This is a genomic window from Massilia sp. TWR1-2-2, from assembly GCF_049897565.1.
Classification (GTDB): Bacteria; Pseudomonadota; Gammaproteobacteria; order Burkholderiales; family Burkholderiaceae_D; genus JAFCUW01.
Genome location: NZ_JAFCWM010000013.1, coordinates 141,386 through 162,211, shown reverse-complemented (window position 1 = coordinate 162,211; position 20,826 = coordinate 141,386). Strand labels below are relative to the sequence as shown.

Here is a 20,826-nt window from a genome sequence, read left to right as displayed (position 1 = left end):
GTACTTACGCGCCGGCGACGATCAGCCGGCTGCCCTGCACTTCGACGATCTTGAAAACGCCTGCCTGCGACTGCGCACCCGGCGCCAGCTCGACGTCCCACAAGGCGCCGCGGTACATGACGCGCGCCTTGCCGTCGCGCCAGGCCTCGACCGTGAGGTGCTGGCCGATGTCGATGTTGACATTGCGGTCGCGCGCCGGGTCGCCGCGCGCCGGCCGGCCAAAGCGGCTGCGGTGCAGCAGCCCGGTGGCGACCAGGCCGACCACGGCGGCGGCGATGGTCTGCGCCGGCAGGCTCAAACCCATCAGCGCGGCCAGCGCGCCGAAGCCCACGCCGATGGCGATCATCAAGAGGTAGAACGTGCCGGTGAACAGTTCGAACAACACCAGCACGCCCGCTGCCACCAGCCAGTAAATCCAATCGGCCATATCAGTTCCTTGCACGAGTAGTCGACTTCAGTAATTCAAAAAACAAAAACCCCCGAGGCCCATGATGGGCGACGAGGGTTTGTGCGGCGATGAGATAGGTATCTATGGCTGTTCTGTCCTTCTGTTCGATAGCAGCAGTCTATCCGGTTTTAGCAAAGAGTCAACCCCGGCGGCGCAGCCCGAACCAGGCGCCCGCCAGTACCGGCGCGCCCAGCGCGAGCGCCGACACGGTGTCCCACATGCCGTCGCCCAGCAACGCCGCCACCAGGCCGAGCGCGGTCAGCATCCCCAGCAGCAGCGGCGCGCCCCACAACGCGATGAAGCGGCGCCTCACAGCGCCTCAACGCCGGAGCCGGCCGCGGCGCGCGTGGCCTTGCCGGCCGTGGCGCCGCGCCGCAGCCACAGATACACGCCGCTGCCAAGCACGATGATGGTGGCGATGTCGAGCAGCGCCCACAAGAACTTCATCCATGCGCCGCCGTAGTCGCCGAAATGCAGCGGCTGCGAGAGGAACAGCGCGCTCAGATACCACGGCAAGCGGCGCCGGTCGGTCACCTGCCCGCTCTGCGCGTCGACCAGCACCGGCTGATACAGGCGCGAGGTCAGTGCCGACTCGCCGCGCATGAACACGCCGTAGTGGTGGGTGCTGGTAAACGGCGTGCCGGGAAAGGCCACGAAGGCGACCTTCATGCCCGGCTCGGCCGCTTCGGCATGCGCCACCGCCTGCCGCACCGGCGCGCTGGCCGGCGCCGCCGCCGCGCCCTGGTACGGCTTGACCATCTCGGCCAGTTCGGTGCTCTTCCACACGTCGAGCAGCAGTTCGGCCCAGGTGTTGATCATGCCGGTGGCGCCCACCACCAGCGCCCACACCAGCGTGACGATACCGAGCAGGTTGTGCAGGTCGAGCCATTTCAGGCGCGTCGTGCGCTCGCGCCGCACCGTGCCGAATTCGAGCTTGCGCATGAACGGCGCGTACAGCACCACGCCGGAGACGATGGCGACGATCAGCAGCAGGCCCATCGCGCCGAGAAACAGCTTGCCCCAGATGCCGGCGTACAGGTCGACGTGCAGGTGAAACATCATCGACATGAAGCCGCCGCCTTCGAAAGCCGGCTCGGCGAGCACTTGCGCGGTGCGCGCGTCGACCGCGATCGGCTTGTAGTTTTCATCGGTCGGGGTGTCGCCCAGCGTCAGGTTCCAGATATCGGGCTCGTCGGCTTCCTGCGACATGTACATCATCATCTTGTCGGGATACATCGCGCGGCCGGCTGCGATCACGCGGTCGAGATCGGCCTTCGGCGTGCCTGGCGCCATGACCGGCGCCTCGACGTCGTTACCCAGCAGGTGGCTGATCTCGTGGTGATAGATCAGCGGCAGGCCCGTCAGGCACAGCAGCAGCATGAACAGCGTGCACACCAGGCTGCTCCACTTGTGGATCCAGGCCCAGCGGCGGACGGTAACGGGAGTCATGTTGTGAAAGTGCCGGAACAAGATCGAAAATGCAAATAATAATGGTTCTCATTTACAAACGCAAGGTCGCTGGGCATAATGATAATCATTCTCATCCCACCAAGACCGATCATGCACCCTGCCCGCTTCCCCCTCTCCCCATTCGCGCTGGCCGCCATGCTGCTCGCCAGCGCCGCCGCCCAGGCCCAGGTCGTCACCGAACAATCCGGCCCGATCGCCACCGTCGTCATCAGCGCTTCGGCGGACGCCTCGGCGCAAGGCCTGCCGAGGTCCTACGCCGGCGGCCAGGTGGCGCGCGGCGGTCGCCTCGGCCTGCTCGGTAATGTCGACGTGATGGACATGCCGTTCAACAGCACCAACTACACCCAGGCGCTGATCCAGGACCAGCAGGCGCGCAGCGTGGCCGACGTGCTGCAGAACGACCCGTCGGTACGGGTGGCGCGCGGCTTCGGCAACTACCAGGAGCTGTATGTGATCCGCGGCTTTGCCGTCAACTCAGACGACCTGGCCTACAACGGTTTGTACGGCCTGCTGCCGCGCCAGTTCGTCGCCTCTGAACTGCTCGAGCGCGTGGAAGTGCTGCGCGGCGCCAGCAGTTTCCTCAACGGCGCCGCTCCGGGCGGCGGCGGCATCGGCGGCACCATCAACCTGGTGCCCAAGCGCGCGGCGAATACGCCGCTGACCCAGTTCACGCTGGGCACCGAAAGCGGCGGCCAGCGGTACGCCGCCGCCGACATCGGCCGCCGCTTCGGCCCGAATGAGCAAAACGGCGTGCGCATCAACGCTGTTCGGCGCAGCGGCGACACCGGCGTCGATCGCGAACAGCGCGGCTTGACCGTATTGTCAATCGGGCTCGATCACCGCGCCCGCAACTACCGCCTGTCGGCCGATGTCGGCTATCAGGATCACCAGCTGGGCAGACCGCGCCCGAGCGTGACGCCGGGCGCCGGCCTGGCGCTGCCTGCCGCCCCGGACGCGCACCGCAGCTGGGCGCAGCGCTGGACCCGCTCCGACGAGCGCGACACCTTCGCCACGCTGCGCGGCGAACTTGACGTGGCGCCGGACGTGGTGGCGTGGGCCGCGCTGGGCACGCGCTCGGGCGACGAGTCGAACATCCTGGCCTCGCCTACCCTGGCGGGGGTCAACGGCGACGCCGTCATGTACCGCTTCGACAACGTGCGCGAAGACCAGGTGCGCACCGGCGAAGTCGGCATCCGCGGCGCCGTCCGCACCGGCGCGGTCAAGCACACGCTGAGCGCCACCGCTTCCGGCTTGTCGCAGAAGTCGCGCAACGCGTATGCGCTCAGCGACTTCATTACCGGCTTTAAAACCAGCATCTACGCTCCCGTCGACGTCGCCGCGCCGGCCGCCGACTTTTTTGCCGGCGGCAGCTTGCGTGCGCCGCAGGTCACGCGCAACACCATCTTGTCCAGTTATGCGGTAGCCGATACGATCTCCTTTGCCGGCGACAAGGTGCTGCTGACGGTGGGCGCGCGCCACCAGCGCATCAAGGACTTCAGCTACGACTACACCAGCGGCGCCGAGAACGCGCGCTACGACAGCGACGCCGTCACGCCGGTGGCCGGGGTGGTGGTAAAGCCGATGCCGGGCGTGTCGGTGTACGCCAACTACAGCGAAGGCCTCCAGCAAGGCGCGGTCGCTTCCGGCACCGACATCGACAACACGGGCGAAACGTTCGCCCCGTACACCTCGCGGCAAAAGGAATTCGGCGTCAAGGTCGACGCCGGCAAGGTCGGCATGAGCGCGGCCTTATTTACCACCACCCAGCCGTCGGCGTATGTGCTGAACCGGCGTTTTGGCGTGTTCGGCGAACAGCGCAACCGCGGCCTTGAACTGTCCGCCTTCGGCACGCCGCTGCGCGGCATCCGCGTGCTGGGCGGCCTGACCTTGCTCGACGCCGAGCAGCGCGTCACCGCCGGCGCCATCAACCAGGGCAAGGACGTGATCGGCGTGCCCGACACCCAGCTTAACCTCGGCGCGGAATTCGATATCGCCGCTGTTCCGGGCCTGACCCTGACCGCGCGCACGCTCTACACCTCCGGCCAGTTCGCCGATGGCGCCAACCTGCAGAAGCTGCCGTCATGGACCCGGCTCGATCTCGGCGCCAGCTACGTTACCCGCCTGGTCGGGCGCGCCGTCACCTTGCGCGCGCGCCTCGACAACGCCGCCGACAAGAACTACTGGGCGTCGGCCGGCGGTTATCCGGGCGCCGGTTACCTGGTGCTGGGCGCGCCGCGCACCCTGGTCGTTTCTGCCAGCACCGAGTTCTAGGCGCCGCGCATATTCTCAGGTCAAAAAAAACCCGCTGCCTTTGCCGGCAGCGGGTTTTTTTTACGTCGCCGGCGAGCCGGTTACGCCTTCAGCGCGGCCAGCTTCTGCCACGTATCGATCACCGAATCCGGATTGAGCGACATCGAGCCGATGCCCTGCTCGACCAGCCAGGCAGCGAAGTCGGGATGGTCGGACGGACCCTGGCCGCAGATGCCGACATACTTGCCCTCTTCGCGGCATGCCTTGATCGCCATCGACAGCAGCGCCTTGACTGCCGGGTCGCGCTCGTCGAAGTCGGCCGCCAGCAGCGCCATGCCCGAATCGCGGTCCAGGCCGAGCGTGAGCTGGGTCAGGTCGTTCGAGCCGATCGAGAAGCCGTCGAAGAACTTCAGGAATTCCTTGGCCAGGATGGCGTTCGACGGCACTTCGCACATCATGATGATGCGCAGGCCGTCCTTGCCGCGCTCGAGGCCATTCTTGGCGAGCAGGTTGATGACCTTTTCGGCCTGGGCCAGCGTGCGCACGAACGGCACCATGATCTCGACGTTGGTCAGGCCCATGTCGTTACGCACGCGCTTCATCGCCGCGCATTCCATCTCGAAGGCGCCGGCAAAGTCGGCCGCCAGGTAGCGCGCCGCGCCGCGGAAGCCCAGCATCGGGTTCTCTTCGTCCGGCTCGTAGCGCGAGCCGCCGATCAGCTTCTTGTACTCGTTCGACTTGAAGTCGGACAGGCGCACGATGACCGGCTTCGGCCAGAACGCCGCGCCGATGGTGGCGATGCCTTCGGCCAGCTTGTCGACGTAAAACGCGCGCGGCGAAGCGTGGCCGCGGGCGACCGATTCGACCGCCTTTTTCAAGTCGGCATCGATGTTCGGGTACTCGAGGATCGCCTTCGGGTGCACACCGATGTTGTTGTTGATGATGAACTCGAGACGCGCTAGGCCGACGCCGTGGTTCGGGATCGACTGGAAGTCGAACGCGAGCTGCGGATTACCGACGTTCATGGTGATCTTGACGTCGATCGGCGGCAGTTCGCCGCGCGCCACTTCCGACACTTCCGTCTCGAGCAGGCCGTCGTAGATCTTGCCTTCGTCGCCTTCGGCGCAGACGACGGTCACGAACGTGCCGTCCTTGAGCACTTCGGTGGCGTCGCCGCAGCCGACAACTGCCGGCACGCCCAGTTCGCGCGCGATGATCGCCGCGTGGCAGGTACGCCCGCCGCGGTTGGTGACGATCGCCGAAGCGCGCTTCATCACCGGCTCCCAGTTAGGGTCGGTCATGTCGGCCACCAGCACGTCGCCTGGCTGCACGCGGTCCATCTCCGACGGGTCGTTGATGACGCGCACCGGACCGGCGCCGATCTTCTGGCCGATCGCGCGGCCCGACGTGAGCACGGTGCCGCTGCCCTTGAGCTTGAAGCGTTGCTGCGCATCGGTCGACTTCTGCTGCGACTTGACCGTCTCCGGGCGCGCCTGCAGGATGTACAGCTTGCCGTCGCGGCCGTCCTTGCCCCACTCGATGTCCATCGGACGGGCGTAGTGGTCTTCGATGATGACGGCGTACTTGGCCAATTCGACCACTTCGGCGTCGGTCAGCGAATAGCGGTTGCGCATTTCGATCGGCACGTCGACGGTCTTGACCGAGCGGCCGGCTTTCGCCTCGGCGGTAAATTCCATCTTGATCAGCTTCGAGCCGATGTTGCGGCGGATGACCGGCGACTTGCCCAGCTTGAGCATCGGCTTGTGGACGTAGAACTCGTCCGGATTGACCGCGCCCTGCACCACCGTCTCGCCCAGGCCGTAGCTGGAGGTGACGAACACGACGTCCTTGAAGCCGGACTCGGTGTCGATGGTGAACATCACGCCGGCTGCGCCCAGGTCCGAGCGCACCATGCGCTGCACGCCGGCCGACAAGGCCACTTCAGCGTGGGTGAAACCCTTGTGCACGCGGTACGAAATGGCGCGGTCGTTGTACAGCGAGGCGAACACGTGCTTCATCGCCTCTAACACGTTGTCGATGCCGACGACGTTCAGGAACGACTCCTGCTGGCCGGCGAACGACGCATCCGGAAGGTCTTCGGCGGTGGCCGACGAGCGCACGGCGAACGACATTTCGGTTTCTGAATCAGCGACCAGGCGGTCGTAGAATTGTTCGATTTCCTGTTGCAGGCGTGGCTGGAACGGGGTCTCGACGATCCACTTGCGGATCTCGGCGCCGGCGACGGCGAGCGAGCGCACATCGTCGATGTTCAGGCCCTCGAGGCGGGTGGCGATGCGGTCGCCCAGCGAAGCGCCGCCGTCGATGGCATGATCGAGGAAGTCGCGGAACGCCTGCGCCGTGGTGGCAAAGCCGCCCGGCACGCGCACCCCCGCTTCGGCGAGCTGGCTGATCATCTCGCCGAGCGAAGCGTTCTTGCCGCCGACCGATTCGACATCGGTCATGCGCAAGTGCTCGAACGAAGCGACGTAGACTGCTTCTGCGCCGGCGGCCACGTCGGGCTCCTTGGTTGCTGCGTTAGTCATGCTGGTCATAATAAACACCTTACTGATGATAGAAATCGTCGCGGGAGGCCGGCGGAGGGTTTTCTTGTTATTCTTGTCCGCGTGCAGCACAATTGAATCCAATGCCGAGCATTTTACCCCGGACCCTTCCAATGTACACCGCACAATCTTGAATAAACGTTATCTTAACGACCACATCCTATGAGTATTGAAGCCCGCCCTCCCATGCCCGCCTCGCAGCACACGGTGTTTTTCGTCTCGGACGGCACCGGCATCACCGCCGAGACGTTCGGCCACGCGGTGCTGTCGCAGTTCGAGATGCGCTTTCGCCAGGTGCGCCTGCCCTTCATCGACACCATCGACAAGGCGCGCGATGCCGCCCGCAAGATCAACGAGGCGTTCGCCGCCGACGGCCAGCGCCCGATCGTGTTTTCGACCCTCGTCAAGCCGGACCTGTCGGCGGTGATCCGCACCGCCAGCGGCATGCACATGGACCTGATCCAGACTTTTGTCGCACCGCTCGAGCAGGAGCTCGGCGTGATGTCGACCCACACCATCGGGCGCTCGCACAACATCGTCGACAGCCAGGAGTACAAGGCGCGCATCGAGGCGATCAACTTCTCGCTGGCGCACGACGACGGCCAGTCGCACAAGAACCTGTCGTCGGCCGACGTGATCCTGGTGGGCGTGTCGCGCTCCGGCAAGACGCCAACAAGCCTGTATCTGGCGATGCAGTACGGGATCAAGGCGGCCAACTATCCGTTGATCCCGGACGACTTCGAGCGCGGCAAGCTGCCGTCGTCGCTGCCCGAGTTCAAGGAGAAGATTTTCGGCCTCAGCATCACGCCCGAGCGCCTCTCCGAGATCCGCCACGAGCGGCGCGCAGGCAGCAAGTACGCCTCGATCGAGAACTGCCGCTATGAGGTCAACGAGGCCGAGCTGATGATGAAGCGCGAAGGGATTCGCTGGCTGTCGTCGACGACCAAGTCGATCGAAGAGATCGCGACGACAATCCTGCAGGAGATCAAGCCGAACCGCCGGGAGTATTAGGCTGCGGTGTCTTATCGATTCCCGCCTCGGCGGGAGAGACGGTGTTAGCGTCAGCGGCATTCGGCACTGACGGCGCAAGCAATTCCGAGGTCCGACCCAAGAACCGGGGGCTCGGCGTCCCGTCATACCACGGCGGCTACTTGTTCAGCACTTCAGTCAGAATGGCGGGCAGTTGCGCAAGAAAAACTGCGGCGATCAGTGAAATGATGATTGGAGGTTCTCGCCTTAGCAATCGATGACTTCATTCCGGTAAGGTCCGCCGCATTCGACCGCTTTAACTCGGCGAAGTCAGCCTTGGTGGCAAACCGCGCCTTGATGACCGCGAGATCAATCTTGATTTCGGCAATGTCTGCCTCAATTCTTGCAATGCGAGTGTTCAAGTCCGTTACTCGGCCAGCATGTTAGCCAAAATGGGGAGAAGTTGAGCGAGAAAAATCGCGCTCACCACCCACATGATCATCGAGGTTTTCGCCTCGGCAATCGATGCCTTTGTCTCGGCGATATGCGCGGCAATCACTCCCTTCATCTCGGCAAACTCCGCGGCAATCGAACCCTTCAACTCAGCGTTGTCCGCCGCAATCGATCCCTTCAACTCGGCCATGTCCGCCGCAATCGACCCCTTAAACCCGGCCATGTCCGCCGCAATCGATCCCTTAAACTCGGCCATGTCCGCGGCAATCGACCCCTTTAACTCGGCAAAGGATCGTTTCAACTCGGCGATATCCGACTTGGTCGCGCCATGCGCCTTGATCACCGCGATATCGATTTTCATTGCGGCAATGTCTGACTCGAGTTCTGCAATGCGCGTTTCCATATGCCGATATTAGTACCGGCACTGAACGCAGTCAAACGTACGTTCGCGCTGACGTAATTTGAATACTTTCCGTCAGAAAAACAGGCGCCAGTCCTCGAGCCAGCCTGGAAACGCGTCGGCTTCCATCGGGCTGGCGATGTGATAACCCTGCGCGTACGTGCAGCCCAGCCCTTGCAGGAAATCCCAGTCCTGCTTGGTCTCGACGCCGACCGCCACCGACATCCGGTCCAGGCTGCGCGCCAGGCCCAGGCAGGAACTGAGCACGGTGCCCAGCGCCCGCTTTTTTGAAGCGCCGTCGACGAAACTGCGGTCGATCTTCAGCTCCGAAAAGGGAATGCGCGCCAGCAGCTGCAGGTTCGAGCGCCCGGTGCCGTAGTCGTCGATCGCCAGGCCGTAGCCGGCCATGCGCAGGCGCACGAGGCGCTCGAGGAAGCTCGGGTCGGTCGTCAGCACGGACGACTCGGGCATCTCGAAGGTGATGTAGTCGGGCATGACGCGGTGCCGCCCGACGCAGGCCGAGATCTGCTGCATGAACGCCGGATGGGCCAGCGTCTCGGGCGCCAGGTTGATCGAGATCGATATCGGCACGCCCTGGTCGTGGAAGCGGCGGCACGCCTTCACCGACTTTTCGATCATGCTCCAGTCAAGGAAGTCGATGCGGTTGTTCTGCTCGAGCGCGTCGATGAACGAGCCGGGACCGAGCATGCCGTGCTCCGGATGGCGCCAGCGCGCGAACGCCTCTAAGCCCTTGACCTGGCCGGTTTCGAGTTCGATCTTCGGCTGGAAAAATGGCTCGAACTGGCCGGCCTGCATGCCGATGCCGACGTCGGAAAAGGTGAAGCTCGGGCCCTTCGCTTGGCTCGAGGCGAGCCGCGGCGGGACGTAGTTGTCGAGCAGCGCCTGCAGCCTGGCGGCCGATACCGGCTTGCTGATGGCGCCGAGCAGCTCGAAGCCGTACGCCTGCGCCATCGTCTCGACCGAGAACATCAGATTGCTCGGCTGCGAGCCGACGACGATCAGGCGCGCGCGGCAGTTCATCGCGGCCAGCTGGCGAATCAGCTCGAGGCCATCCATGCCGGGCAGCGCCAGGTCGATGATCGCCACGTTGACCGTCGGCGTGAACGAATCCTGGAAACAGCGCAGCGCCGTATGGCCATCCGGCACCTCGGTGACCTGGCTGGCGCCAAGGCTGCCGAGCAGCTCGACGAGCGTCAGGCGCTGCGAGGGATCCGCTTCCGCCACCAAAAAATGCAAATGCCCGATATCCATCTCTACTCCTTAAGCTTCAAGCTCAAAGATTAACCTAGAGCAACCAACCCGTCTACGCTTGATTTTGGCGCAATTGCTCAAAAAAGCACACGGCGGCGCAGGCAGCGACGTTGAGCGACTCGATCTGGCCGAGGTGGGGAATGACCACCTGGTGGGTGGCCAGTGCCAGCAGGTCGTCGGCCACGCCCTGCCCTTCGTGCCCCAGCAGCCACGCCACCGGCCGGCGCAGGTCGACGTCGTACAGGCGCTGCTCGGCGTAGCCGCTGGTGGCCAGCACTGCCACGGTGGCGTTCTTGACCAGGTCGGCCAGGTCGACATTTTCGTAAATCTCGAGCACGAAGTGGGCGCCCATCGCCGCCCGCAGCACCTTCGGCGACCAGCAGAACGCGGTGCCGGCGCTGCAGTAGACCTGGGTGATGCCGGCCGCGGCGGCGCTGCGCAGGATCGAGCCGACATTGCCGGGATCTTGCAGGTTGTCGAGCAGGACGGCGGACGACGTCAGCGCACCGGCCACCTCGCGCGCCGGCGTATCGACCAGGAACATCAGGCCGACGCCATGCTCGACCTGGCTGACGGCGTTGTAGAGCGCATCGGGCAGCGCCGTGACGTGGGCGCGCGCTTCTTCACAGCGCTGCACGATGTCGGCCACTTCGGGGTTCGCCAGCGCCGCTTCGCTGACGATGCACTGCAGCGGCGCGCCGCGCAGCTGCAGGTAGCCCTGGCACAGGTGCACGCCGTCGAGCAAGGTGCGGCCGGCCTTGCGGCGCGCCTGCGAACTGGCCGCCAGCAGCTTGAGTTCCTTGTACAGCGGATTGTCGCGCGAGGTGATGGTTTTCATTCTTCGTTCGCCAGGTCGAAGTCGAGCGGCAGCGTGTCGAGGTTGATTTCGCCGGCCAGCACCAGGCGCACCGGCGCGAACGAACGGCGGTGCACCGGGCAGGCGCCGTGTTCGCGCAAGCGCTCCATGTGCATGCGGGTGCTGTAGCCTTTGTGCTGGTCGAAGCCGTATTGCGGATACTGCTGGTGCAAGGTCACCAGCGCGGCGTCGCGCGCCGTCTTGGCCAGGATCGAGGCGGCCGAAATCGAATGGACCTTGTCGTCGCCCTCGATGATCGGGTGGCAGCGCACCGACATCACCGGGCTGCGGTTGCCGTCGATCAGGGCGATCGTCGGCAGCATGTGCAGCGCCTCGACGGCGCGGCGCATCGCCAGCATGGTCGCCTGCAGGATGTTGATGGCGTCGATCTCTTCGTGCGAGCATTCGGCGATCGCCCACGCCAGCGCGTACTGCTTGATCTGCGGCGCCAGTTCGTCGCGCCGTTCGGCGGTCAGCTTCTTCGAGTCGCGCAGGCCGTCGATCGGGCGGCGCGGGTCGAGGATCACGGCGGCGGCAAACACCGGGCCGGCCAGCGGCCCGCGGCCGGCTTCGTCGACGCCGCAGACGATGTCGTCGGCGGTGAACGGATACTGGGACTTCTTCAGCCCGGGATAAAAATTGATTTTCTTTTTGGTCATGATGACGGTGAAGCCTCGATGATGCGCATGACGGCAGCGGCGCTTTCCTGCGCGCTGTTGCGCAGCAGGCTGTGGTGCATGTCGGTGAAGCGCTGCACCAGGCGCAGGCGGCCAGGCGCGTCGCTCAGCTGCTGCCATACGGCGTCTGCCAGCGCTTGCGGCGTGGCGGCGTGCTGCAGCAGTTCGGGTACGAGAAACTCGCGCGCCAGGATGTTCGGCAGGCCGATCCACGGCTGGTAGCCCATGTGGCGCATGATCTGCCACGACGCTCCCATCACCTTGTAGGCGATCACCATCGGCTTTTTAAACAGCGCCACTTCCAGCGTCGCGGTGCCCGACGCCACCAGCACGGCGTCGGCGGCGCCGATGGCGCTGTGCGACTGGCCGTCGACCAGCAGGATGTCGACGTCGGACAGGCCAGCGCGCTCCACCAGTTCATTGAAGTAGGCGCGCTGCTTGTCGCCCGCCATCGGCACGACGAAGCGCAGGCCAGGGTCGCGCGCTGCGAGCAGCTTGACGGCGCCGACAAACGGCTCGGCCAGGTACTTCAGTTCGCCCATGCGGCTGCCCGGCATCACCGTCACCACGCGCGCACCGGTGTCGATGCCGAGCGCGCGGCGCGCCCGGTCCTGGTCCGGCTGCAGCGGAATCATCTCGGCCAGCGGGTGGCCGATGTAGGTGACCGGCACGCCGGCCTTCTGGTAAATCTCTTCCTCGAACGGGAAGATCACCAGCATGTGCGAGACCGCCTTCTGGATCTTCTTGATGCGCCCGCCGCGCCAGGCCCAGATCTGCGGGCTGACGAAGTGCACCGTCGGGATGCCGGCCGCTTTCAGCTGCATCTCGAGGCCGAGGTTAAAGCCGGGATAGTCGGCGCCGATGAAAACGGCCGGCCGTTCGGCCAGCAGGCGGTCGCGCAAGGTGTTCTGGATGCGCTTGATGTCGCGGTAGCGCGGGATCACTTCGAACAGGCCGCGCACGGTCAGCGTGTCCATCTGCAGGTCCGACACGAAGCCTTGTTCGGCCATGCGCGGCCCGCCGATGCCGTGAAAGCGCGCGTTCGGCAGCTGCGCGCGCAGGCCCGCCAGCAGGCGCCCGGCAAGCATGTCGCCGGACACCTCGCCGGCGACAACGGCGACCGAAATGTCAGCGGACGATGCCACGGCTCGCGGTCCCGAGGAACTCGCGGAAGGCGCGCAACTGCGGCGCGGACTCGTCGTCGCCGCCCGCTTCCGCCTCGGCCAGCGCGGTTTTCGCTTCTTCCAGGGTCAGGCCGCTGCGGTACACCAGCTTGTAGGCGACGCGGATGGCGTCGATCTGCGGGCGAGTGAAGCCGCGCCGCTTGATGCCCTCGATGTTGACGCCGCGCGCGCCGGCCGGGTTACCCGACACCAGCACGAATGGGGGCACGTCCTGGGTCAGGCTGGTGTACATGCCGATGAAGGCGTGCGCGCCGATCTTGCAGAACTGGTGCACGCCGACGTAGCCCGACAAGATGGCCCAGTCGCCGACGATCACGTGCCCGGCCAGCTGGGCGTTGTTGGAAAAGATCGTGTTGCTGCCGACCTGGCAGTCGTGCGCCAGGTGCACGTAGGCCGAGATCCAGTTGTCGTTGCCCAGGCGCGTGACGCCGGCGTCCTGCGCGGTGCCGAGGTTGAAGGTGCAAAATTCACGCACCGTGTTGCGGTCGCCCACTTCGAGCCGGGTCGGTTCGCCAGCCCACTTCTTGTCCTGCGGCGCCGCGCCGATCGACGAGAACTGGAAGAACTTGTTGTCCTCGCCGATGGTGCTGTGCCCTTCGATCACCACGTGCGGCCCGACGACCGTGCGCGCGCCGATCCTGACGTCCGGACCGACGATCGAATAGGCGCCGATTTCCACCGTGCTGTCGAGCTGCGCCCTGGGGTCGACGATCGCGCTTGGATGGATCAGTGCCATGCTACTGCCCCGCTGCCTTGCTGGCGTCGTCGGTGGCGCGAATGGTGCACATCAGGTCAGCTTCCAGCGCGACGGCGCCGTCGACCGTGCCGACCGCCTTGTACTTCCAGATGCCGCGCGAGACGCGCACGATCTCGACATCCATCTTCAGCTGGTCGCCGGGGCCGACCGGGCGCTTGAAGCGGGCGTTGTCGATGCCGACGAAGTAGACCACCGAATTCTCGTCGGGCGTCACGCCCATCGTCAGGAACGACAGGATCGCCGCCGTCTGCGCCAGCGCTTCGATCATCAACACGCCCGGCATCACCGGCTTGTGCGGGAAGTGGCCGTTGAAGAACTCCTCGTTGGCGGTGACGTTCTTGATGGCCGTGATCGACTTGTTCGCTTCCCACGTCAGCACGCGGTCGACCAGCAGCATTGGATAGCGGTGCGGCAGCAGCTTCTTGATGGCGCAGATGTCGAGGGTCTTGTTTTCGGTAGTTGTCATTTTTGTTCTGTCAGCGTTTTAAGTGTTTTTTCCAGCGCCCGGATTTTATCCCGCATGGCGTCCAGATTGCGAACGATTGCCGCACTTTTTTCCCAGTCGGCGTTTTTCGCCAACGGATAAAATCCCGTGTACTGGCCCGGCTCGAGGACCGAGCGCGACACCATGCTGCCCGACGAGATGTGCACCTTGTCGGCAATCGTCAGGTGGCCCAGCACCATGGCGGCGCCCCCGAAAGTGCAGTATTTGCCGATCTTTGCGCTGCCGGCCACGCCGACGCAGCCGGCCATCGCCGTGTGCGCGCCGATGTGGCAGTTGTGGCCGATCTGGATCTGGTTGTCGAGCTTGACGCCGTCTTCGATGATCGTGTCGGCCAGTGCGCCGCGGTCGATGCAGGTGTTCGCGCCGATGTCGACGTCGTCGCCGATCATCACGCGGCCGGTTTGCGGAATCTTGATGTAGACGCCGTTCTCGTTGGCGAAGCCGAAGCCGTCGGTGCCGATCACCGCCCCCGAATGAATGATGCCGCGCTTGCCGATCTGGCAGCGCGCATGGAAGGTGGCGTTGGCGAACAGGCGCGTGCCTTCGCCGATGACGGCGCCGCGGCCGATGAAGCTGCCGGCCTCGATGATGGCGCCGGCATCGATGACGGCGCCGTCTTCGACCGTCACGTGCGCTCCGATGTGCGCACTCGGATCGACCCTGGCGCCGGCGGCGACGCTGGCCGTCGGATCGATGCCCGCTGCCGGCAGCACCTCGACGAGCGCGGCGAAGTACTGCGCGGCGCGGGCGAAATACACGTACGGGTTGGGGGTGACGATGCGCGCGCCGCGGTACGTGACGGCGACGGTGTCGTCGTCTGCCGGCGAGACGATCAGCGCCGCCGCGCCGCTGTGCGCCGCCTGGGCGCGCAGTTTGCTATTGCTCAGAAAGCTGATGTCGGCGCCTGTGGCGTCGGCCAATGGTGCGATCCCGGTCACTTCCAGGTTCGGATCTCCCACCAGCTGGCCGCCCAAGCGTTCGACCAATTGACCTAGTCGCGTGCCCATCCTGGTTGTCCGTTCGCTGTGTTCAGGCGCTACTTGTCGAGCTGCCTGATGATTTTGTCGGTGATGTCGTTGCCCGGCCGTGTCCACATCACGTCGCGGATCAGCACGATATCGATTTTTTCCTGCTGCGCGACCTGGCCGATCAGGACCGCGGCGCGCTCGGCGATGCGGGCGCGCTCCTCGGTGCGGCGGTGTACCAGGTCGTCGCGGAAGGCAAGCTGCTTGCGCTGCACTTCCTTTTCGAGGTCGAGCACCTCGCGCACGCGGCGGGTGCGCTCGACGTCGGCCAGCGCCGGCGCGTCGAGCTCGAATTTGTCGGTCAGCTTTTTCAGCCGTCCCAGCATTTCCTGGTTCGCCTTGTCGCGGCCGGAAAACTCGGCCGCGATGCGGGCGTCGGCCGCCTTGGCCATCCTCGAATCGGTGTACAGCCGTTCGGTGGTGACGACGGCGATGCGGCCCGGCCCGCCCTGCGCCTGGGCCGCGCCTGCCGCCAGCAAGCCTAGTGAGAGCGCCAGTGCGGCGCGGCGCTTGTTAAGCATGGTCACCGTTCTACTTGTCCAGCAGCTTGATGATCTTGTCGGTGATGTCGATGCGCGGGCTCGACCAGGCCGACTCCTGCAGCACCACGTCGAGCTGTTCCTGCTCGGCGATCTGTTCGATCAGCTTGTAGGCCTTCTGCGCGATGTTGGCGCGCTCTTCGCTCTTGCGCTGCAACAGGTCCTCGTTGTACTCGCGCTGGGTGCGCTGGACGTCTTTTTCCAGCTCGCCCAGTTCGCGGTAGCGGCGCGTGCGCTCCGGTTCACCGAGGCTGGCGTTGTCGGCGTCGAACTTCTCCGACAGCGTTTTCAGGCGCGACAGCATGTCCTTGATCGCCTTCTGGCGCTTGGAGAACTCGGCTTCGATCTTGGCGTCGGCGGCCTTGGCCAGCTTCGACTCGGTCATCAGGCGCTCGGTGAAGACGAATCCGATCCGGCTCGGCGCGCCCGGCGTGGTTTGTGCCTGCGCCGTCGCGCCGGCGCACAGCGCCGCGATGGCAAGCAGCTTGGGCAGCGAGGCAGTCAGCTTTTTCAAATTAATTCTCCGTATTCTGGACAGTGTTCAGGCACATCGATCAGAAACCGGTACCCATCTGGAACTGGAAGCGCTCCAGGCGGTCGCCCGGCTTCGCGTTCAGGGGCTTAGCATAACTCAACTTGAGTGGGCCCACCGGCGAAATCCAGGACACGCCCAGGCCGGCCGAGAAGCGCAGCTCGGAGGCGCGGATCTTCTGGCCTTCCTGGTAGACCTGGCCGCCGTCGAGGAAACCGAACCAGCGCAGGCTGCGGTCAGGTCCGCCGCCGGGGAACGGCAGCTGCAGTTCGGCATTGCCGATGACCCGCTTGGCGCCGCCCAGCGCGTCGCCCGAGAACGGGTCGACCACGCCGAGCGAGGAGCTGAGGTAGCCGCGCACCGACCCGATGCCGCCGCCGTAGAAGTTCTTGAAGACCGGATAGTTGGTGCGGCGCAAGCCATGGCCGTAGTCGATCTCGCCCTTCAGCGCCAGGGTGACCAGGCGCGTCAGCGGACGGTACCACTGCTGCTCGTACACGGCGCGATAGTATTTCGAGTTGCCGAACAGGTCGAGCTCGAGGTTGGCGCGCTGGAAGCGGCCGGTCGTCGGCGTGATGGCGCTGTCGCGGCTGTCGCGCTGCCAGGCGGCCGTCAGCGGGAACGCATTGGTGTTGGCCGTGCCGACGCCGCTCGGGATGCCGGTAAACGTGCGCACGTAATCCTTGTAGCGGGTCGGGCTGGAATCGTCGGTGACGATGCTGGTGCGTTCCAGGCCGGCGCCGAAGAAGACGGTGTCGGTTTCCGAGAACGGCACGCCGAAGCTCATCCGGCCACCGGTCTGCTTGACCGTGAAGCTGCCGGTGTTGAGCGCCGGCGGCTGGGTGGTGCGGTGGTAGATCTCGAACGAGCGCGACACGCCGTCGTCGGTGAAGTACGGATTGGTGTGCGAGAACGCGATCGTGCGGCTGTAGCGGCTCGTATTGAGCTCGATGCCGACGGTGTTGCCGCTGCCGGCAAAGTTGGCCTGCTGGATCGCCGCGGTGAAGGTGAACTTCTCCGACTGCGAAAAGGCGCCACCGATCATGAAGTTACCGGTCGGCTTTTCGACCACGGTCAGGTTGACGTCGACCTGGTCGGACGTGCCCTGCGCTTCCGGCGTGTCGATGGTGACGTCCTTGAAAAAGCCCAGGCGGTCGACGCGGTCGCGCGAGGCCTTGATCTTGTTGCCGTCGTACCAGGACGACTCGAACTGGCGGAATTCGCGGCGGATCACTTCGTCGCGCGTGGTGGTGTTACCCGAGATGTTCATGTGGCGCACGTAGGCGCGCTTGCCCGGATCGATGAAAAAGGTGAAGCGCACTTCGCGCTTTTCCCGGTCCAGCTCTGGATTGGCATTGACGTTGGCAAAAGCGTAGCCGAAGGTGCCGAGGCGGTCCGAGATGCGCTTGTTGCTGAGGGTGAGCAGCTCGCCCGAATAGGTCGAACCGGGTTTGAGCACGATCAGCGACTTGAGTTCATCTTCGCGGCCGAACATCTCGCCTTCGAGCTTGACGTCGGCGACGGTGTACTTGACGCCTTCGGAGATATTCACCGTCAGGAAGATGTCCTTCTTGTCCGGCGTAATCGACACCTGGGTCGACTCGATATTGACCTCGAGGTAGCCGCGGTTCAGATAGAACGACTTGAGCGCCTCGATGTCGCCGGTCAGCTTGGTCTTCGAGTACTGGTCGGCCTTCGAGTACCAGGTGAACCAGCCGCTCGTGTTGAGCGCCATGACTTCGCGCAGTTCCTTGTCGGAGAACGCGTTGTTGCCGACGATGTTGATACCCTTGATGCGGGCGATGTCGCCCTCGTCGACGTTGAAGACGACGGTGACGCGGTTACGCTCGATCGGCGTGACGGTGGTGGTGATCTTGACGCCGTACAGGCCGTGCGACAGGTACTGGCGCTTGAGCTCCTGCTCGGCGCGGTCGACCGACGCCTTGTCGAAGATCTTGGTCTCGCCGACGCCGATTTCCTTGAGCGCCTTGACCAGCACGTCCTTCTCGAATTCCTTGGTGCCGGTGAAGTCGACGGTGGAGATGGCAGGCCGCTCTTCGACCATCACCACCAGCACGCCGTTGTCGACCTCGAGGCGAACGTCCTTGAAAAAACCGGTGGCGTACAGCGCCTTGATGGCGGTGATGCTCTTCTCGTCGTCGAACGTTTCGCCGACCCGCACCGGCAGGTAGCTGAACACGGTGCCAGCTTCGGTGCGCTGGATGCCTTCGACGCGGATGTCCTTGACCACGAATGGAGCGACTGCATATGCATGGCCGGCGCACATCGCCAGGGCGGCGGCGCCGATCAGGCTGCGGCGAAAGAAAGGCAGGGCAAAACGATCTGAGTGTAATTTCATTGGCTAAATCAAGGTTCAATCATGGACAAAATCATGGTCGGGAAAGACCGCAACTACAGGAGCCGGGCGAGGTCGTTGAATACAGCGAGCGCCATCAGCAAGGCCAGCAGGCCCATGCCGGCGCGCTGTGCATATGCCCCGATCCGCTCGGGCAAGGGACGGCCGGTCAAAACTTCCAGCGAATAATACAGCAAATGGCCGCCATCCAGCATCGGAATTGGTAACAGATTCATCACGCCAAGACTGATGCTGACGAAGGCGATAAAGCCCAAAAACACCTCGGGACCCAGGCGCGCGGTCTGGCCCGCGTAGTCGGCGATGGTGATCGGGCCGGTCACGTTCTTGAGCGATACTTCGCCGGTGATCATCTTGCCGATCATTTTCAGGCTCAGTACACTGGTGTCCCAGGTCTTGCGCGCGCCCTTGCCGAGCGCCTCCAGCGGGCCGGCGGTAATGGTCACCCGCTCGATCATGCTGGTGGCCACACGGATCGCCCACACTTTCGCTTTAGAGTCGAACACCGGCGCGACGGTGACGGCGAAGCCGCCGGCGCCGCGCTGGCCGGCCAGCGCCAGTGGCCGCCCTTCCGAGGAGCGCACCGCGGCGATCAAGGCCATGCCGTCGGCGACCGGCTTGCCGTCGACGGTGGCGATGACGTCGCCCGTCTGCAGACCGGCGCGCTCGCCCGGGCCGCCGGCGATGACCTGCTCGATGACGGGGCGCATCAGCGCCATCTCCAGTCCGAGCGCGCCCATCACGTCGCTCTCGACGTTCAGGCCGGCCAGTTTCGAGGCCGGCAGGATGGCGGCGGACTGGCCGCCCTGCGGCTGGGCGACGTCAAGGCGCGCGTCGCGCTTGTCGACGATCGCCTGCAAGATCTCCCAGCGCATCTCGGGCCAGCTGGCCACCGGCGTGCCGTTGACGGCGATGACTTTTTCGCCGCCGCGAAGGCCGGCCTGGTAAGCGGCCGTCGTTTCGGCGGCGGCGCGCACGCGCGTCGACGGCTCGGTGGTGCCGGCCATGGCCAGCGCCGCCAGCAGCGCGATGGCGAGGATGAAGTTGGCCAGCGGGCCGGCGGCGACGATGGCGATGCGGCGCCATACGCTTTGGTGGGTGAATTCGCGTTTCAGGTCGGCCGGATCGATATCGACGCCGGGCGTTTCGCGCGCGTCGAGCATCTTGACGTAGCCGCCCAGCGGCAGCGCCGACACCGCCCATTCGGTCTGGTCGGGGCCGAAACGGCGCGACCAGACGACCTTGCCCATGCCGACCGAAAAGCGCAGCACCTTCACGCCGCACAGGCGCGCCACCGCGTAGTGGCCAAGCTCGTGGAAGATGATCAAAGGTCCCAGCGCAAGCAGGAACGCCAGCACGGTGGTGATGAAGTTCATCGCGCCAGCCCCGCCACGATGGCGCCGGCGGCGCGGCGCGCCAGCGCGTCCTGCGCCATCACCGCCTCGATGCTGCTGGCGGCGCCGTGCGCGTTTTCATGCATCACGCGGGCGATCACGCGGTCGATGTCGCGAAAGCCGATGCGCTTGTCGAGGAAAGCGTCGACCGCGATTTCGTTGGCGGCGTTGAGCAGCGCCGGCGCGGTGCCGCCCGCTTCTAGCGCTTCGAACGCCAGCGCCAGGCACGGAAAGCGGGCGAAATCGGGTTTTTCGAACTGCAGCGTGCCGATGCTGGTCAGGTCGAGCTGCGCGACGCCGGAGTCGATCCGCTCCGGATAGGCCAGCGCGTGGGCGATCGGCGTGCGCATGTCGGGGTTGCCCAATTGCGCCAGCACCGAGCCGTCGACGTAGGACACCATCGAGTGGATCACGCTTTGCGGGTGGATCACCACCTCGATCTGCGCGGCCGGGGCGCCGAACAGCCAGTGCGCCTCGATTACTTCAAGGCCCTTGTTCATCATGGTGGCCGAATCGACCGAGATCTTGCGGCCCATGACCCAGTTCGGGTGCTTGCAGGCCTGCTCCGGCGTGACGTCTTCGAGCGTGTCGACGGCGCGCGCGAGAAACGGCCCGCCCGACGCCGTCAGCAGGATCTTGGCCACGCCTGCGCCTTGCGGCGAGCGCGCGTACGACTGCGGCAGCGACTGGAAGATCGCATTGTGCTCGCTGTCGATCGGCAGCAAGGTGGCGCCGTGCTGGTGCACCGCGTCCATGAACAGCTGGCCCGACATGACCAGCGCTTCCTTGTTGGCCAGCAGGATCTTCTTGCCGGCGCGGGCGGCGCCCAGCACGGGTGCCAGACCTGCGGCGCCGACGATGGCGGCCATCACGGTGTCGGTGCCGGCAGCGGCGGCGACGTCGCACAGCGCCTGCTCGCCCCAGCTGACGTCAACGCGCACGTCGTGCGCGCTCAGCAGCTGGGCGAGCTGATCTGCCGCTGCGGCGCTGCCGACCACGGCGCGCTGCGGGCGGAACTGCGCGCACTGCGCGGCCAGCTCGTCGACCTTGCTGTGCGCCGTCAGCGCGTAGACCTGGTATTTATCGGGATGACGCGCGAGCACGTCGAGGGTCGACACGCCGATCGAACCGGTGGCGCCTAGGATGGTAATAAATTGCAT

At 65.2% G+C, this 20,826-nt stretch carries 20 protein-coding genes; 2 read left to right on the top strand and 18 right to left on the bottom strand.

Features of this window, described 5'->3' with window-relative positions; genetic code table 11:
• Positions 1–4 precede the first annotated feature (4 nt).
• The 3 genes from ACP7DD_RS14550 to ACP7DD_RS14540 all read right to left on the bottom strand — a co-directional run bounded on the left by ACP7DD_RS14550 (position 5) and on the right by ACP7DD_RS14540 (position 1,897).
• The gene (locus ACP7DD_RS14550) at positions 5–427 is read right to left on the bottom strand and encodes an NfeD family protein (protein ID WP_426175537.1); all 423 of its coding nucleotides are present in this window, start codon (positions 425–427) and stop codon (positions 5–7) included.
• Between the two features lie 160 nt (positions 428–587).
• On the bottom strand, positions 588–761 hold the full coding sequence (locus ACP7DD_RS14545; protein WP_426175536.1) for a hypothetical protein: 174 nt from the start codon (positions 759–761) through the stop codon (positions 588–590).
• Positions 758–1,897, bottom strand: coding sequence for a PepSY-associated TM helix domain-containing protein (locus ACP7DD_RS14540; protein WP_426175535.1), 1,140 nt, complete (start codon positions 1,895–1,897; stop codon positions 758–760). The genes ACP7DD_RS14545 and ACP7DD_RS14540 overlap by 4 nt, the downstream gene beginning before the upstream one ends.
• A gap of 111 nt (positions 1,898–2,008) precedes the next feature.
• On the opposite strand from ACP7DD_RS14540, the gene ACP7DD_RS14535 reads away from it, so the two are divergent.
• Entirely contained in the window at positions 2,009–4,189 is a 2,181-nt protein-coding gene (locus ACP7DD_RS14535) for a TonB-dependent receptor (protein ID WP_426175534.1), read from the top strand.
• An 80-nt stretch (positions 4,190–4,269) separates the two neighbouring features.
• Here ACP7DD_RS14535 and ppsA read toward each other — a convergent pair whose 3' ends face one another.
• Positions 4,270–6,711: a phosphoenolpyruvate synthase gene (gene ppsA / locus ACP7DD_RS14530; protein ID WP_426175561.1), complete on the bottom strand. Its 2,442-nt coding sequence runs from the start codon at positions 6,709–6,711 to the stop codon at positions 4,270–4,272.
• Between the two features lie 180 nt (positions 6,712–6,891).
• Between ppsA and ppsR the strand changes: the two genes are divergently transcribed.
• Positions 6,892–7,740 carry a posphoenolpyruvate synthetase regulatory kinase/phosphorylase PpsR gene (gene ppsR, locus ACP7DD_RS14525; protein WP_426175533.1) on the top strand — a complete coding sequence of 283 codons (849 nt, stop codon included), beginning with the start codon at positions 6,892–6,894 and terminating at the stop codon, positions 7,738–7,740.
• Between the two features lie 152 nt (positions 7,741–7,892).
• Here the strand turns inward: ppsR and ACP7DD_RS14520 are convergent, their stop codons facing one another.
• The 14 genes from ACP7DD_RS14520 to ispC form a co-directional block, all read right to left on the bottom strand.
• Positions 7,893–8,120 (bottom strand): hypothetical protein, encoded by a 228-nt coding sequence (locus ACP7DD_RS14520; RefSeq protein WP_426175532.1) that lies wholly within the window; start codon positions 8,118–8,120, stop codon positions 7,893–7,895.
• A gap of 5 nt (positions 8,121–8,125) precedes the next feature.
• On the bottom strand, positions 8,126–8,512 hold the full coding sequence (locus tag ACP7DD_RS14515; RefSeq protein ID WP_426175531.1) for a hypothetical protein: 387 nt from the start codon (positions 8,510–8,512) through the stop codon (positions 8,126–8,128).
• A gap of 114 nt (positions 8,513–8,626) precedes the next feature.
• Positions 8,627–9,823, bottom strand: a complete 1,197-nt coding sequence (locus ACP7DD_RS14510) for an EAL domain-containing protein (protein WP_426175530.1) — start codon at positions 9,821–9,823, stop codon at positions 8,627–8,629.
• Positions 9,824–9,875: 52 nt separating this feature from the next.
• Positions 9,876–10,661 carry a TrmH family RNA methyltransferase gene (locus ACP7DD_RS14505; RefSeq protein WP_426175529.1) on the bottom strand — a complete coding sequence of 262 codons (786 nt, stop codon included), beginning with the start codon at positions 10,659–10,661 and terminating at the stop codon, positions 9,876–9,878.
• Complete coding sequence (rnhB, locus tag ACP7DD_RS14500) at positions 10,658–11,338, bottom strand: ribonuclease HII (RefSeq protein ID WP_426175528.1); 681 nt, start codon at positions 11,336–11,338, stop codon at positions 10,658–10,660. The genes ACP7DD_RS14505 and rnhB overlap by 4 nt, the downstream gene beginning before the upstream one ends.
• Entirely contained in the window at positions 11,335–12,501 is a 1,167-nt protein-coding gene (gene lpxB / locus ACP7DD_RS14495; protein ID WP_426175527.1) for a lipid-A-disaccharide synthase, read from the bottom strand. The genes rnhB and lpxB overlap by 4 nt, the downstream gene beginning before the upstream one ends.
• Positions 12,485–13,276: an acyl-ACP--UDP-N-acetylglucosamine O-acyltransferase gene (gene lpxA, locus ACP7DD_RS14490; protein WP_426175526.1), complete on the bottom strand. Its 792-nt coding sequence runs from the start codon at positions 13,274–13,276 to the stop codon at positions 12,485–12,487. The genes lpxB and lpxA overlap by 17 nt, the downstream gene beginning before the upstream one ends.
• A 1-nt stretch (position 13,277) precedes the next feature.
• Entirely contained in the window at positions 13,278–13,763 is a 486-nt protein-coding gene (gene fabZ, locus ACP7DD_RS14485; RefSeq protein WP_426175525.1) for a 3-hydroxyacyl-ACP dehydratase FabZ, read from the bottom strand.
• Positions 13,760–14,809, bottom strand: a complete 1,050-nt coding sequence (gene lpxD / locus ACP7DD_RS14480) for a UDP-3-O-(3-hydroxymyristoyl)glucosamine N-acyltransferase (protein WP_426175524.1) — start codon at positions 14,807–14,809, stop codon at positions 13,760–13,762. The genes fabZ and lpxD overlap by 4 nt, the downstream gene beginning before the upstream one ends.
• Before the next feature lie 29 nt (positions 14,810–14,838).
• Entirely contained in the window at positions 14,839–15,348 is a 510-nt protein-coding gene (locus tag ACP7DD_RS14475; RefSeq protein WP_426175523.1) for an OmpH family outer membrane protein, read from the bottom strand.
• A gap of 10 nt (positions 15,349–15,358) precedes the next feature.
• On the bottom strand, positions 15,359–15,880 hold the full coding sequence (locus tag ACP7DD_RS14470) for an OmpH family outer membrane protein (protein WP_426175522.1): 522 nt from the start codon (positions 15,878–15,880) through the stop codon (positions 15,359–15,361).
• A gap of 40 nt (positions 15,881–15,920) precedes the next feature.
• A complete protein-coding gene (gene bamA / locus ACP7DD_RS14465) occupies positions 15,921–18,257 on the bottom strand; it encodes an outer membrane protein assembly factor BamA (protein ID WP_426175521.1) in 2,337 nt (778 codons plus the stop codon).
• 53 nt (positions 18,258–18,310) lie between these two features.
• Positions 18,311–19,648, bottom strand: a complete 1,338-nt coding sequence (rseP, locus tag ACP7DD_RS14460) for an RIP metalloprotease RseP (protein WP_426175520.1) — start codon at positions 19,646–19,648, stop codon at positions 18,311–18,313.
• The gene (gene ispC, locus ACP7DD_RS14455; protein ID WP_426175519.1) at positions 19,645–20,826 is read right to left on the bottom strand and encodes a 1-deoxy-D-xylulose-5-phosphate reductoisomerase; all 1,182 of its coding nucleotides are present in this window, start codon (positions 20,824–20,826) and stop codon (positions 19,645–19,647) included. Before ispC ends, rseP begins: the two co-directional genes overlap by 4 nt.

Bases quoted from the DNA above. Each gene is read 5' to 3' on its own strand.
- rseP (WP_426175520.1), bottom strand. From the start codon at position 19,648: ATGAACTTCATCACCACCGTGCTGGCGTTCCTGCTTGCGCTGGGACCT.
- ACP7DD_RS14515 (WP_426175531.1), bottom strand. From the start codon at position 8,512: ATGAAAATCGATATCGCGGTGATCAAGGCGCATGGCGCGACCAAGTCG.
- ppsA (WP_426175561.1), bottom strand. From the start codon at position 6,711: ATGACTAACGCAGCAACCAAGGAGCCCGACGTGGCCGCCGGCGCAGAA.
- ACP7DD_RS14535 (WP_426175534.1), top strand. From the start codon at position 2,009: ATGCACCCTGCCCGCTTCCCCCTCTCCCCATTCGCGCTGGCCGCCATG.
- bamA (WP_426175521.1), bottom strand. From the start codon at position 18,257: ATGAAATTACACTCAGATCGTTTTGCCCTGCCTTTCTTTCGCCGCAGC.
- rnhB (WP_426175528.1), bottom strand. From the start codon at position 11,338: ATGACCAAAAAGAAAATCAATTTTTATCCCGGGCTGAAGAAGTCCCAG.
- ACP7DD_RS14510 (WP_426175530.1), bottom strand. From the start codon at position 9,823: ATGGATATCGGGCATTTGCATTTTTTGGTGGCGGAAGCGGATCCCTCG.
- ACP7DD_RS14475 (WP_426175523.1), bottom strand. From the start codon at position 15,348: ATGCTTAACAAGCGCCGCGCCGCACTGGCGCTCTCACTAGGCTTGCTG.
- fabZ (WP_426175525.1), bottom strand. From the start codon at position 13,763: ATGACAACTACCGAAAACAAGACCCTCGACATCTGCGCCATCAAGAAG.
- ispC (WP_426175519.1), bottom strand. From the start codon at position 20,826: ATGCAATTTATTACCATCCTAGGCGCCACCGGTTCGATCGGCGTGTCG.
- ACP7DD_RS14505 (WP_426175529.1), bottom strand. From the start codon at position 10,661: ATGAAAACCATCACCTCGCGCGACAATCCGCTGTACAAGGAACTCAAG.
- ACP7DD_RS14540 (WP_426175535.1), bottom strand. From the start codon at position 1,897: ATGACTCCCGTTACCGTCCGCCGCTGGGCCTGGATCCACAAGTGGAGC.
- ACP7DD_RS14550 (WP_426175537.1), bottom strand. From the start codon at position 427: ATGGCCGATTGGATTTACTGGCTGGTGGCAGCGGGCGTGCTGGTGTTG.
- ppsR (WP_426175533.1), top strand. From the start codon at position 6,892: ATGAGTATTGAAGCCCGCCCTCCCATGCCCGCCTCGCAGCACACGGTG.
- lpxA (WP_426175526.1), bottom strand. From the start codon at position 13,276: ATGGCACTGATCCATCCAAGCGCGATCGTCGACCCCAGGGCGCAGCTC.
- lpxD (WP_426175524.1), bottom strand. From the start codon at position 14,809: ATGGGCACGCGACTAGGTCAATTGGTCGAACGCTTGGGCGGCCAGCTG.